Below are 12,643 nucleotides of genomic sequence, written 5' to 3' on the forward strand. Positions count from 1 at the left end.
GGGTGCTATTTCTTCAGGTCGATCCCGACGCCCTTGTTGACGAAGGCCAGCGTGTAGGACTTCTTGATATCGACGCCGTCCGGCACGACCTTGGCCTTGACCATCTTGTCGTAGAAGCTCTGGATGCGCGTGTCGGTCATCGCGCCGATGCCGAGTTTTTCGGTATCACCGGAATCGACGATGCCGAATTTCTTCATCTGCTCGATCGAAAACGCGATCTGCTCGTCGCTGATGTCGGGGTTGTCCTTCTTGATCGCCGCGTTGGCGGCGGCGTTGTCGCCGTAGAGATAGTTGTACCATCCCTTGGCCGAACCATCGACGAAACACTGAACCACCTCCGGCCGTTTGTCGATCGTGGTCTGCATGGTTTCGATCGTCGTCGCATAGGTGTCGAAGCCGTAGTCGGCGAGCAGGAACAAATTGGGCTGGAAGCCACCTTCCTTGGCGACCGCATAGGGCTCCGAGGTCACGTAGCCTTGCTGGATCGACTTCGGATTGGCGATGAAAGGTGCGGGGTTGAACGTATAGGGCACGCGTTTGGCCGGGTCGAAGCCGAACTCGGTGATCATCCACTGGAAGTAGCTCTGCGCACCCTCGTCGCCCAGTATGTACTGGTCCGCGTTCTTCAAATCCTCCCATTTGTCGAGCCCCTGACCTGGATGGGCCATGATCACCTGCGGCTCTTTCTGGAAGGAGGCGGCGACCACGCGCAGCGGAATGTCCTGCTGGACGGCGTCGAAGGCCTGCAGCAAGTTGCCGCCCATGTAGAAGTCGATCTTGCCGGCGAGCAGCAACGGCCGGCCGCTGACCTGCGGGCCGCCCTGCATGATCGTCACGTCGATGCCGCACGCCGCATAGGTGCCGTCCGCCACGGCCTGATAGTAGCCGCCATGCTCGGCCTGGGCGAGCCAGTTGGTGCCGAAGGTGACTTTCTCGTTCGCCGCCGCGCTCAGCGTGCTTGCGGCAATCAGCACGATCGCGCCTGCCGAGACCTTAAGTTTTTCGTCCATCCACACCACCCTCTGTTGGCTCCGGCGCGCCACGCGCCGGGCTCGACACCATCGATTCAAGAAGCAAGACACATGCCACCGCCGCAGCCGCCCGCCTGCGCAAGAGCCGCATGCGAAAGCCGGGCGGGTCATGCTGTACCGAGGGCATCGTGCCTATTTTTTGAACGCCTGTCCATAATCGCCCTGATAACATGCACTGCATCTTGAAGGCTTGCCTAACCCGGCCCTAAGAGCGTCCACTTGGACGCACAAAAGTACGCTCTAAAACTTTGAAGCATCGCATCGTGCTTTCCGAACCGAAGGGCAGCGTAGCAAAAATCGATCCCGATTTTTCGATCCGATGCGATAGGCTGACGGCAGACTGGAGATTTTCATGTTCAAATTCCTGACGCCGAAGTCGATCAAGCCGCCTTTCGCCCGCTACAGCCATGGCGTCGAGGTGCCGCCCGGCAAGAGGCTGGTGCTGTGTTCGGGCCAGGTTGCGATCACCCCCGATGATCAGATCCCGGAGGATGCCGGCGCGCAGGCCGAGCTCTGTTTTCGCAACATCGCCGTGATTCTCGATGAGGCCGGGCTTGAACTCTCCGATATCGTCCGCATCAACGCCTATGTCACCGATCGCGCTTACCTCAGGCCCTATATGGACGTCCGCGACCGCCTGTTCACCAGCCCGGCGCCGGCCTCGACGCTGATGATCGTTTCCGGGTTCGCGCGACCTGAGTTCAAGGTCGAGATCGAGGTCATCGCGGCAGGGTGATCGACAGGCGATCCTTCCCGCGCTAGGTCTGCATCGAAGAGGCATGACATGACCGTTGCAAACAAACGCGTATGGTGGGGCGACTACCGGACCACCGAATACGCGACCATCGATCCGGAAGCGACGATCGCCGTGCTGCCGGTGGCGGCGATCGAACAGCACGGCCCACATCTGCCGGTTTCGACCGACACCTCGATCATGAACGGCATGCTTGAGACGGTGATCGCCCGCCTGCCCTACGATCTCGACGTCCGCATTCTTCCCGTCCAGGCGGTGGGCAAGTCGAACGAGCACCTGCATGCGCCGGGAACCCTCACTCTGCCGGCGGCGATTTTGATCGAGGCGTGGACCGAGCTTGGCCTGTCGATCGCGCGGGCCGGGTTGAGGAAACTGATCGTCGTCAACTCGCATGGCGGCAATGAGGAGATCATGGGCATTGTCACGCGCGAATTGCGGGTGCGCGCAAAGATGCTGGCGGTGAAGACGAGCTGGCAGCGCTTTGGCCGGCCGGCCGGCATGTATACCGAGCTTGAAGACCGCCAGGGCATCCATGGCGGCGATGTCGAGACGTCGCTGATGCTGCATTTCCGGCCGGATCTTGTCGACATGGCAAAGGCCGACAATTTCGTGTCCAACGTGGCCCGCGCCGAAAACGAATTTTCGCTGCTGCGCCACACCGGGACGCACGCCTTCGCCTGGATCGCCACCGACCTCAACCCGAACGGCGTGGTCGGCGACGCCAGCATTGCAACGGCCGAAAAGGGCAGGCTAACCGCCAGCCATCAGGCCGACGGTTTCATCAGCCTGTTGAAGGATGTGCGCAAGGCGAAACTGGCCGACTGGCTGGCGTAGACTCTTATCAGCCGTCGATCTTCAGCACGAACGGCGCGCCTTCGAAGGCGTCCGCTCCGCGCCCGATCGCCTGGATCGCACGGGTCATGCGGCCGTTGCGGTCGAGCAGCGTATCGGCGACCGCAATCAGTCGCGGATTGGGTGTCGCCGTCGGCGACAGCGCGCGCAGCGTCTCGGCCAACTCGACCTCGTCACGCTTTGGCGCCAGTGCGGCCGCAATGATGTAGGCCGAGGCGGTCGAACGGCTGATGCCGGCATAGCAATGCACGACCAGCGGTCTCGCACGATCCCATTGCCGCGCGAAATCGAGCAGGTTGCGGACATGCGTCTCGCCCGGCATGGTCATGCCCTCATGCGCCACCGCAATATCGTGCATGACCAGATGCAGATGGTTTTCCCTGATGATCGACGCCGGACGCGTCACCTCGGTGCCGGCGGCCAGCAGGGAAAGCAGCCGCTCGGCGCCGGTCTTCGCGACCGTTTCCTCGACCTTCGACAGCGAACAGACATGGATCATTGCATCTTTTCCTCTACCTGATCGTCGCGCCGCTGCGCCCAGTCGGCAAGAGCCGATTCGAGCCGCTGCCATTCCTCGCCCTCGCCCGGCAGCCCGGCGCGCAGCACATCCGGCCGGCCGGAGAAATGACGAAGCAGGATGCCGCGCTCACCGAGCGCCAAAAACAGCCCGGCGGCGTCCGCCAGCCTGATATAGCGGAACAGCGTGGTGCCGCCGGCGACAGGCACGCCGAAGCGACCGAACAGCGCATCGAGCCGCGCCGCATCCCCAACCAGACGGCGTCGCATCTCGACCTGCCAACCGGTGTCGGCAAGCGCGCGGATACCGTATTCGAGCGCCGGTCCGGCGACCGCCCATGGCCCGAATTGCGCCTCCAGCCGTTCGACCGTCAGCGCGTCGGCCATCGCAAAGCCAAGCCGCAGGCCGGCCAGCCCAAAGAACTTGCCGAAGGAACGCAGCACGACGATGCCGCCCTGGTCGATATCGCCGGCCAGGCTTTCGCCAAGCGGGCCGGCATCCATGAAGGCCTCGTCGACGACCAGCAACCCGCCTCTGGCGTGCAATTTTCCGGCAAGCTCAAGCAGCCTCTGACGCTCGACAATGCGCCCATCCGGATTGTTGGGGTTGACGACGATGGCGAGGTCGGCTCCTGCCAAGACTTCGAAATCGTCGACCTCCGTCACCGCATGGCCGGCGATCGCCGCTGCCCGCTGATGTTCGGCATAGGTCGGCCCGAGCACCAACGCCTTGCCAGGGCTCGCCAGCGAGGCGACGCGCGGCAACAGGATCTGCGTGCCGGGCGCCGCCGCCACATTCGCCGCCGAAGGCGCGCCATAGGCGCTCGCCGCGACATCAGCCAGATCACGGACCCGCGCGGCTTCCGGCAATCTTGACAGAGCGGTGGCGGGCAGCTCGAAAAAAGGGTAGGAGTGCGGATTGATACCGGTCGAGAGGTCGACGAAGGGTTGTGGCGCATAGGGGAAAAGCCCCCTCGCCCGTCCAAGGCTTCCTCCGTGATCCACCACTGCCGCCGCGCCATCAAGAAGCTTCATGTCGATCCTGATCGCTTTCCTGTCACTGGTTGTTGAAATCGTTGTCGGCTACCCAGCCTGGCTGTTTGGCGCTATCGGCCATCCCGTCACCTGGATCGGCAGGCTGATATCCTTTCTCGACCGCAGGCTCAACCGCGCCGCTGATTCCGACGCTGTCCGTCGTCGGCGCGGCGTTGATGCCCTGCTGATCATCGTGCTGGTGCCGGCCATCATCGCTTTCGCGGTGGAAACCATGCTTTCGGGCATTCCCGCCGGATTGATCCTCACGGCGATCCTGGCGACATCGCTGCTGTCGCAAAAGAGCCTGGCCGAGCATGTCGAGGCTGTGGCCGACGGACTCGACAATGGCGGACTCGACATCGGCCGTCTTGCCGTCTCGCAGATCGTCGGCCGCGATGCCAAAAAGCTCAACAGGCCTGGGGTCTGCCGCGCGGCGATCGAAAGCCTGGCCGAGAATTTTTCCGACGGCGTCGTCGCGCCCGTCTTCTGGATCGGCGTCGGCGGGCTGGCCGGCGGCGTTGCCTACAAGGCCGCCAACACGGCCGATTCGATGATCGGCCACCGCACCCCGCGCCACGAGGCCTTCGGCCGAGCGACGGCGCGCTTCGACGATCTGATCAACCTGCCGGCGTCGCGGCTGACCGCGCTGCTCATCGTGCTGGCCGCTTTCCTCGTCAAAGGCGCCGACGCCGACAACGCCTGGCGCACCATGCGGCGCGACGCGAAGAAGCACCGCTCGCCCAATGCCGGCTGGCCTGAGGCAGCGATGGCCGGCGCGCTCGGCCTAGCGCTCGCCGGCCCGCGCTCTTATGGCGGCGTCATGGTCGATGATGCTTTCATGGGCGAAGGCGGTCGCCGCGAAGCGGAAAGCGCCGATATCAGGCGAGCGCTGAAACTCTACCGGGTCGCCGACTTTCTGCTGATTGGCCTGTTTGGGTTGCTGTCGGTGATCGTTGTCTTGATGTGAATGTCAGGATGGTCGCAAAAATCCCACTTACCAAGTAACACGGACTTCCTTTGCGCCTGAGTCAGCGGCCTCGCCAAATCTTTTGATCGCATATCCGCCGGCAGCTACGGGAGAAGATTTCAGCACGGGCTCGATTGCAACAAAAAGTCGTTCAGCGTCTGGCCCGTACAGATAGAGGATACATTTGCCTTCACCAAACTCGTCGCCATCAAACTCGCCGACCGAAGTATCCCTGATAACTTGTTCTAGCCTATCCTCCAAAACGAAAATGGATTCGCGTTCTTGCGGCGCCCCAAACTGACCGCCGTTGAGAAGAAGATAGACGATTACCGCCTGTTCCACGAACAATCTCCAGCTTGCCGAGCGCTCAAAACTCTATCCCCTGCTGCGCCTTCACGCCGGCGGAAAAGTGATGCTTGGTCACGCCCATCTCGGTGACCAGATCGGCCGCATCGACCAGCGCCGGCTTGGCGTTGCGGCCGGTGACAACGACATGCAGCCCCTCGCGCCGCCCCTTCAGCGCCGCCACCACCTTATCGAGATCGAGATAGTCATAGCGCAGCGCGATGTTCAGCTCGTCGAGCACCAGAAGGCTGATCGATGGATCGGCCATCAGCTCCAGCGCCTTGGCCCAGGCGGCTTCGGCGGCGGCGATGTCGCGCTTCAGGTCCTGCGTCTCCCAGGTAAAACCCTCGCCCATCGTGTGCCAGACGACCCGATCGCCGAAAACGGCAAAGGCATCCTTCTCGCCGGTGTGCCATTTGCCCTTGATGAACTGGACGACGCCGACGCACTTGCCGTAGCCGAGCATCCTCAGCGCCAGCCCGAAGGCGGCGGTGGTCTTGCCCTTGCCGGGGCCGGTGTTGACGATCAGCAGGCCCTTCTCGACCGTCTTTGCCGCGACCTCGGCGTCCTGCACCGCTTTGCGCTTGGCCATCTTGGCGCGGTGGCGTTCCTCGTCCCTGTCGTTAATCGGCCCGTCTTCGATATGCGGCCCGTCTTCGATATGCGGCTTGTCTTCGATATGCGGCTTGTCTTCGATGTGCTTGGTATCAGCCATGTCATTTCACCTTGAGCGGCAGCCCCGCCACCATCAGCAGCACCGTATCAGCCACTGCCGCGACCTGCTGATTGAGCCGGCCGGCGGCGTCGCGAAACCGGCGGGCGAGCGCATTGTCGGGCACGATGCCTTGCCCGACTTCGTTGGAAACCACGAACCATGGCCCGCGCGGCCGCGACAGCACATCCGCCAGCTCAAGGCATTCGGCCTCGATGTCGCGTTCGGCCAGCATATGGTTGGTCAGCCACAGCGTCAGGCAGTCGATCAGGACAGGCCGGCCGTCGGGCAAAGCCTCGATCGCGCCGACGAGATCGAGCGGCGCGTCGATGGTCGTCCAGCCCTCGCCGCGCCGCGACCGGTGCAGCACGATGCGTTCGCGCATTTCGTCGTCGTAAGCCTCGGCGGTGGCGATATAGGTCCACGGCGCCGGACAGGCCGTTATCAGTCCTTCGGCGTGCGCGCTTTTACCGGAGCGCGCACCGCCGATGACCAGGGTCAGCGTCCCGCCGGGAGCAACGCGATCAGGCAAAGCTGTCGCGCAGGCCGGTCGCGCTGCCGGTGAAGCGGCCGCGCACCACGCCGACGACGACGCCGAGCACCAGCCAGAACACCAGATTGGTCAGCGTCACCGCCACCACGAACTGGTGGTGCAGGCCTTCCGGGATCGGCGACTCGAAACTGTCGGGCTGCGGCGCGCCGACGATATGCGGCGCCACGATCAGCGCCACGGCCAAGATCGCCAGTGGCAGCGACTTGCGGAAAGCAAGCAGGCCGAGACCGGCCGCCGTCGCCACCACGGTCGCCGTCCACCAGATCTGGCGCTGGGCGAGATCGGCCGCCGGCATCGCCGGCAGCTCGGGCGGCAGGCCAAGGTTAGGAGCCAGCGTGAACACCGCAAAGCCGGCGAGGCCCCAGAACAGACCCTGACGCCAATTGCCGATGCCGCCGGCGAACTCCGAAGCGGCGACCAGGATCAGCGCAAAGCCGATGCCGGTGACGACATTGGCAACGACGTTGAAGGCGAAGCGCTCGAAACCGTCGGCCGGCGCCCAGCCTTCGTCTTCCGGAGCGGCAGCTTCGGCTGGCGCCGCGCTGGTCATGGCATCGGTATCGGTGGCGTTCGCGGCGGGCGCCGCGGCATGGTCATGTGTGTGGCCGCCGCCGGCCTGTTCGTAGACTTCCGCCTTGAGAATGAGCGGCACGGTGGCGTAGGCTTGCATGCAGGCGAGAACGACGCCGGCCACGAGCCCTGCGACCGCCGCGATGAACACGACGTTGCGAAACAGTGTCATGATGTCAATCCCTCGTCAGTGGCAGGGAAATGCCATCGAGTGGCGATAGTCGTGAGCGGCATTGTGCACCGCATCGATATGCGAGAAGCCGACAAAGCCCATCACGAAAATGCCGAGACATGCAGCAAGCGCCAGCTGCATGAAGCGCGACTGCGAGGAGACGGAAGCGCCGAGGGAGACGGAAGCGGTATTCATGTCTTGTCCTTTCGCCCTCCACCCGAGGGCATAGAAGTCAGTTCTCCTGTCGCCGGCAGGTCTCCTGGCTCGCGGATCAGCACCCTTCCCCACCTTCCCGAAGACAAATCTTCAGTGGCATATGGAGAGGACTACCGCACACAGTTGCGGGGGCAGCCACGGCATTGGGCAAACAATTCACCCTCACCGCATTCCCTCTTGGTTCCAAACGGAACCGACGACAGCTGTGACTATAGGCAGAATCGTCGCGCCCGGCAAACCAAATTCCGCCAGCCGCCAACTGGAATGCGCCATTTGGCTTCAGCCTTCCAACGAGACGATCCGATTGGCGACCAGTTGCTGCAACTGCCAAAGATGGCGGTCGTGAATGCCGCGCTCTTCTAGGTTTTTCACCGTGTTGTAGAGGTAGTCGACGCCTGATCCCCAGTGTCCACAGGACGTCGTCAGTCTTTCGACGACCTCGTGCTCATCGAGCGAACCAGCATAGGTGATGCCGCTGCGATTGATGACGAAAGCCAGCGCCCTCACCGGACCGCCATTGCTCGCCAGCCTGAGAATACGAGGCTTATAGCTTGTCGGCTTCAGCGTCATTTCGCGTCGGAAAAGCCTGCCCAATTGCTGCCGCCGATCGCCATCGGTTAGCCGAAAAGCGATGCCCTTGCACTGCCCTCCGCGGTCCAGAGCCATCATCAGGCCGGGGCGATCTTTGGTGCCGCGCCAGCGCGTCATGTTCATGCAAAAAGACCGGTGCCAGCCACGCACCACGGCGACACGTTCGTCGACATGGTCGATTTCGGGTTTCCAGATCAGCGAACCGTAGCCAAACAGCCACAACGGTTCGGCGGCAGGGAGTTCTGCCTGTAACTCGTCCAGCATCGCGTCATAGTCGCCATCATCCAGATGCATGACATCCGGGTCAGGTCCAGCATCCTGGACCTCACGCCAACAGCGCGCGACCAGCTCCGGCGTAAGCGCCATCTGTCGTGTGGCCACGTTCCAGATCCCTTTTCTTGCCGCATGATTATGCGTCCCGATCGAGACTCGCAATGCCGTCGCGATTGACAATTTTCGCGGCCGGGTGTCGGCTGGCACATCATAGGAAGCCGGCCATGCAACCCAGCCCCAGCGACCACGATGCCTATAACGGTTTGACGCGACCTGAACCGACGCTGCCGGCGTCGGACTACTGGAACCTGGACGCCTATCAGCGCGATCTCGACGCCATCTGGTATCGAAACTGGCTGCTCCTCTGCCGCGAGGCCGACCTTGCTCAGCCGCTGGCGTTCAAGACGTTCCGTGTCGGCACGCAGGAGATCGTCGTGCTGCGCGACGAGGCAGGCGCGCTTCGCGCCTTCCACAACACCTGCCGGCATCGCGGCTCGCAGCTTTGCCGAGAAAGCGAAGGACGGCTGAAGGCGCGGCTCATCACCTGCCCCTATCACGCCTGGTCCTATTCGCTGCGCGGCGATCTCGTGCGCGTGCCGTCGAAATCGCTGCCTGAAGGCTTCGACAAGGCCGATCATCCGCTCTACCGCGTGGCGCTGTCGGTGTGGCGCGGTTTTGTCTTCGTCAATCTCGCGGAAGACGCCGCCGGGTTGGCTGAAACGTCCTTCGATCCCACATCTGGCAGCCTCGCCAACTGGCCGCTGGAAACACTGGTCACCGGCCATGTGCTGCGCAAGGTGATGAACTGCAACTGGAAGATCTTCTGGGAGAACTTCAACGAGTGCCTGCATTGCCCGGGCGTCCACAAGGACCTGTCGCGGCTGGTGCCGATCTATGGCCGCGGCCTGATGGGGCGGCACGACGACCCGGAATGGGCACGCCACGCCGACAATGACGCGCCGGAGTTTTCCGGCGGCCTGCGGGCCGGGGCCGAGACATGGTCGCGCGACGGCCACGTCCACGGTCCGGTCTTTTCCGGCCTGACGCCCGCCGAGCGTACCGCCGGGCAGACCTATGCCACCAACCTGCCGTCTACGTTCATCGTCGGCCATGTCGACTATGTCAGGACCGTGCGGCTGGTGCCGCTCGGACCGGAGCAGACCGAACTGACCGCCGAATGGCTTTTTTCGCCCGAAGCCCTCGCCGATCCAACGGCGGACCTCGACAACATCGTCGCCTTCGGCAGGCAGGTGCTGGAGGAGGACGCTGATATCTGCGAGGTCAATCAGAACGGCCTGCGCTCGAGGCGCCACAAGGCCGGCGTGCTGATGCCCGAAGAATATGAACTGCACCGCTTCCACAACTGGGTGCGCGAGCAGCAAACAACGCTTTCATCCAATCTGTGAACATCAAGGGGATTTGGCCCGCCTTCTTTTGTCCGGGGCAACCATGATAGTCGTCTTGCAGTGCTGAATCAGATTGCGAGACCATGAGCATTCCTATGCCGACCGCCTCCGTTCAGGATCCGCCGAAGCTGAAGCGAATCGTCGCCATCGACGTGGCCCGCGGCGTCGCCCTGCTTGCCATGGCGAGCTACCACTTCACCTGGGATCTCGAATTCTTCGGCTACGCCGATCCCGGCCTGACCGCCTTCGGCTGGTGGAAATTCTACGCACGCTGCATCGCCTCGACTTTCCTGTTCCTGGTTGGCGTCAGCCTGTTCCTCGCCCATGGCAAACAAATCCGCTGGAACGGCTTCTGGAAACGTTTTGCGATGGTCGCCGGGTCGGCGCTCGCAATATCGGCCGCCACAAGGCTTGCCACCCCGGACAGCTTCATCTTCTTCGGCATCCTGCACGAGATCGCGCTGGCCAGCCTGCTCGGCCTGGCGTTCCTGCGGCTGCCGGCGCTGCTGACGCTTGTTGTTGCGGCTTTCGTCATCATCGCACCCCTCTACCTCAGGTCCGAGATCTTCGACCATCCGGCCCTGTGGTGGGTCGGCCTGTCGGCAACCAATCCGCGCTCCAACGACTATGTCCCGCTGTTGCCATGGTTCGGCGCCGTGCTTGCAGGCATGGCGGCGGCAAAGCTCGCCTCCGCCTCCGGCGTGCTGACGCGGCTGGCAAACCTGACGGCCGGCCGCTGGACCAATCCGCTGGTCTTTATCGGCCGGCACAGCCTCGCCTTCTATCTGATCCACCAGCCGGTGCTGATCGCCTCGGTCTGGCTGTTTTCGCAAATCATGCCGGCGCCGGTCGAAACCAGGCAGGTGACCTTCCTGAAAGATTGCCAGATGTCGTGCGAGCAATCGCGCGACACGGAGTTCTGCTCCAGCTATTGTGTGTGCATGCTCGATACGCTTGAAGGCGAGGCCGCGCTTGATCGGCTCTACCGCAACGACCAGGCTGCGGAATGGAAGGCACATCTCGGCGAACTCGCCGGCGCCTGCACTGCCAAAGCCGATAGCACTTTGATGGAGGGAGGAGCACAATGACCGACCATCAGCCGAAATCGGGGCAGCCGAAATCGGGGCAGTCGAAACCGGGGCTCATACCGTGGCCGCCGCTGATCTACCTCGTGGCCATCGCCGTCAGCATCGCGCTTGGGCTGCTCTATCCGCTGCCATGGATCGGCGGCCTTTTGGGCGACATCCTGTTCGCGGCTGGCTGGGTGGCCTTGCTCGGCGTCGTCGCACTCTGGTTCACGGCGATCCGCACCATGATCCGGGCAAAGACGACGCTCCACCCAAACGCCGTGCCGAACCATCTGGTCACATCAGGCCCCTTCGCCGTCAGCCGCAACCCGATATATCTGGCCAACACGCTGCTGCTGATCGGCGTGGCCCTTGTCTCGGGGATCCCATGGTTCCTGCCGCTGGCGATTATCGCGGCCTTCGCAACGCAGAAGATGGCGATCGAGGGCGAGGAAAAAGTCCTGACGGCGAAATTTGGCAAGAAATACCGGGACTATGCGAAAAGGGTGCGGCGCTGGATCTGATGGCGGCGAAATCAGCCCGAAGCCTACCCCGACGCGCGTCCCGTATTCGGCAGCAGTTTCCGTCCGGCATAAAACAGCGTCGGGATCAATAGCACGATAGCCAAGACCACGGCCGGTCCCGCCAGGGTGAAACGCGCTGACGAGACATAGCCCTCGCGAAACGCCTGATGCAGCAGGGCGGCGGTAACCGGCAGATTCAGGACGAGAGCGGTCGCGGTGCCCGGCATATAGCGGCCCATGGCCAATGTGACGAGGAGATGCGGAAAGGTCACATTGAGCAGCATCGCCAGCGCATAACCGGTCAGGACGTAGGCGCCGAAACTCTCCCGTCCCTGCACGGTGGCGATCAAGGCGGCAACGCCGGCAAGAACAGTGAGTACGAACACCGCGAACCGGAATTCCTTGGCTCCAACGGGACGATGCCAACGCCCTGCCCGCTCGGACCAGGCAGGCAGAAAAACGGCCTCCTCCAGATTGTGGATAGCGACCACAGCAGCGAACAGCCAAGCGAGAATGATAAACATGATTTGATTGATCGCCGGTTTAGAGCAATTCCAGGAAAAGTTAGAACGGTTTTCCGTCCGGAATTGCGTCAAAATAAAGAGATAGAGTGCCTGGCGAAGAGACGTCGGGGATCGGTCAGGTGTTGACGCCGAGCTCCACCAGCCGCTCGACGCAGGATTCCTCGGCCTGGTCGAGTTCGGCCAGGGTCTCTTCGAGGTCCCGGCGCTTCTGGCGCAGATCCTCGCGCTTTTCCTCGATGCGCTTGATCATCAGATTGAGTTGACCGACCTCCCCGGGCGGCTCCTTGTACATCTGGATGATTTCACGGATTTCGTTGATCGAAAAGCCGAGCCGTTTTCCCCGCATGATCTGGCGGATGAGATGTCGGTCCGACGGGCGAAACAGCCGCGTGCGGCCGCGTCGTATCGGCTGCACCAGCCCCTCGTCCTCGTAGAAGCGCAGCGTCCGCGTCGAAACATCGAATTCGCGGGTCAGTTCGGTGATCGAATAATATTCCCGCATCGTCACTCCAAATGCCCGGAAAGCGGCGCGATC

General features: G+C 62.8%; 17 protein-coding genes and 1 riboswitch. Of the genes, 6 read left to right on the plus strand and 11 right to left on the minus strand.

Annotated features, from left to right (window positions below):
* Positions 1 to 5 precede the first annotated feature (5 nt).
* Positions 6 to 1,010: an ABC transporter substrate-binding protein gene (locus EJ066_RS25870; RefSeq protein ID WP_126042781.1), complete on the minus strand. Its 1,005-nt coding sequence runs from the start codon at positions 1,008 to 1,010 to the stop codon at positions 6 to 8.
* Between the two features lie 373 nt (positions 1,011 to 1,383).
* Here EJ066_RS25870 and EJ066_RS25875 point away from each other — a divergent pair, with 373 nt between their 5' ends.
* On the plus strand, positions 1,384 to 1,767 hold the full coding sequence (locus EJ066_RS25875) for a RidA family protein (protein WP_126042782.1): 384 nt from the start codon (positions 1,384 to 1,386) through the stop codon (positions 1,765 to 1,767).
* Between the two features lie 48 nt (positions 1,768 to 1,815).
* Entirely contained in the window at positions 1,816 to 2,619 is an 804-nt protein-coding gene (locus EJ066_RS25880; RefSeq protein WP_126042783.1) for a creatininase family protein, read from the plus strand.
* Positions 2,620 to 2,626: 7 nt separating this feature from the next.
* On the opposite strand, the gene EJ066_RS25885 is transcribed toward EJ066_RS25880, so the two are convergent.
* On the minus strand, positions 2,627 to 3,136 hold the full coding sequence (locus EJ066_RS25885; protein WP_126042784.1) for a tyrosine phosphatase family protein: 510 nt from the start codon (positions 3,134 to 3,136) through the stop codon (positions 2,627 to 2,629).
* Positions 3,133 to 4,188: a threonine-phosphate decarboxylase CobD gene (gene cobD, locus EJ066_RS25890; RefSeq protein WP_126042785.1), complete on the minus strand. Its 1,056-nt coding sequence runs from the start codon at positions 4,186 to 4,188 to the stop codon at positions 3,133 to 3,135. Before cobD ends, EJ066_RS25885 begins: the two co-directional genes overlap by 4 nt.
* Here cobD and cbiB point away from each other — a divergent pair.
* Complete coding sequence (gene cbiB / locus EJ066_RS25895) at positions 4,187 to 5,155, plus strand: adenosylcobinamide-phosphate synthase CbiB (RefSeq protein ID WP_126042786.1); 969 nt, start codon at positions 4,187 to 4,189, stop codon at positions 5,153 to 5,155. The genes cobD and cbiB overlap by 2 nt on opposite strands.
* 27 nt (positions 5,156 to 5,182) lie before the next feature.
* On the opposite strand, the gene EJ066_RS25900 is transcribed toward cbiB, so the two are convergent.
* From EJ066_RS25900 to EJ066_RS25925, 6 genes are all read right to left on the minus strand, one after another.
* A complete protein-coding gene (locus EJ066_RS25900; protein WP_126042787.1) occupies positions 5,183 to 5,497 on the minus strand; it encodes a hypothetical protein in 315 nt (104 codons plus the stop codon).
* A 25-nt stretch (positions 5,498 to 5,522) separates the two neighbouring features.
* Entirely contained in the window at positions 5,523 to 6,092 is a 570-nt protein-coding gene (cobO, locus tag EJ066_RS25905) for a cob(I)yrinic acid a,c-diamide adenosyltransferase (RefSeq protein ID WP_245455236.1), read from the minus strand.
* A 124-nt stretch (positions 6,093 to 6,216) separates the two neighbouring features.
* The gene (gene cobU, locus EJ066_RS25910; protein WP_126042788.1) at positions 6,217 to 6,744 is read right to left on the minus strand and encodes a bifunctional adenosylcobinamide kinase/adenosylcobinamide-phosphate guanylyltransferase; all 528 of its coding nucleotides are present in this window, start codon (positions 6,742 to 6,744) and stop codon (positions 6,217 to 6,219) included.
* Entirely contained in the window at positions 6,737 to 7,507 is a 771-nt protein-coding gene (locus EJ066_RS25915; RefSeq protein ID WP_126042789.1) for a CbtA family protein, read from the minus strand. Before EJ066_RS25915 ends, cobU begins: the two co-directional genes overlap by 8 nt.
* Positions 7,508 to 7,522: 15 nt before the next feature.
* Positions 7,523 to 7,702, minus strand: a complete 180-nt coding sequence (locus EJ066_RS25920) for a CbtB domain-containing protein (RefSeq protein ID WP_126042790.1) — start codon at positions 7,700 to 7,702, stop codon at positions 7,523 to 7,525.
* Positions 7,703 to 7,738: 36 nt separating this feature from the next.
* A riboswitch (cobalamin riboswitch) is annotated at positions 7,739 to 7,936 on the minus strand.
* A gap of 66 nt (positions 7,937 to 8,002) precedes the next feature.
* Positions 8,003 to 8,695, minus strand: a complete 693-nt coding sequence (locus tag EJ066_RS25925; RefSeq protein ID WP_126042791.1) for a gamma-glutamylcyclotransferase — start codon at positions 8,693 to 8,695, stop codon at positions 8,003 to 8,005.
* Between the two features lie 116 nt (positions 8,696 to 8,811).
* Between EJ066_RS25925 and EJ066_RS25930 the strand changes: the two genes are divergently transcribed.
* The 3 genes from EJ066_RS25930 to EJ066_RS25940 all read left to right on the plus strand — a co-directional run bounded on the left by EJ066_RS25930 (position 8,812) and on the right by EJ066_RS25940 (position 11,584).
* Positions 8,812 to 9,993 (plus strand): aromatic ring-hydroxylating dioxygenase subunit alpha, encoded by a 1,182-nt coding sequence (locus EJ066_RS25930; protein WP_126042792.1) that lies wholly within the window; start codon positions 8,812 to 8,814, stop codon positions 9,991 to 9,993.
* Between the two features lie 83 nt (positions 9,994 to 10,076).
* Positions 10,077 to 11,081 carry a DUF1624 domain-containing protein gene (locus tag EJ066_RS25935; RefSeq protein ID WP_126042793.1) on the plus strand — a complete coding sequence of 335 codons (1,005 nt, stop codon included), beginning with the start codon at positions 10,077 to 10,079 and terminating at the stop codon, positions 11,079 to 11,081.
* Complete coding sequence (locus tag EJ066_RS25940) at positions 11,078 to 11,584, plus strand: isoprenylcysteine carboxylmethyltransferase family protein (RefSeq protein ID WP_126042794.1); 507 nt, start codon at positions 11,078 to 11,080, stop codon at positions 11,582 to 11,584. The genes EJ066_RS25935 and EJ066_RS25940 overlap by 4 nt, the downstream gene beginning before the upstream one ends.
* A gap of 23 nt (positions 11,585 to 11,607) precedes the next feature.
* On the opposite strand, the gene EJ066_RS25945 is transcribed toward EJ066_RS25940, so the two are convergent.
* Entirely contained in the window at positions 11,608 to 12,180 is a 573-nt protein-coding gene (locus tag EJ066_RS25945) for an HXXEE domain-containing protein (protein WP_126042795.1), read from the minus strand.
* Positions 12,181 to 12,223: 43 nt separating this feature from the next.
* Positions 12,224 to 12,610, minus strand: coding sequence for a MerR family DNA-binding transcriptional regulator (locus EJ066_RS25950; RefSeq protein ID WP_126044048.1), 387 nt, complete (start codon positions 12,608 to 12,610; stop codon positions 12,224 to 12,226).
* Positions 12,611 to 12,643 lie beyond the last annotated feature (33 nt).

It is taken from the genome of Mesorhizobium sp. M9A.F.Ca.ET.002.03.1.2, assembly GCF_003952365.1.
Lineage (GTDB): Bacteria > Pseudomonadota > Alphaproteobacteria > Rhizobiales > Rhizobiaceae > Mesorhizobium.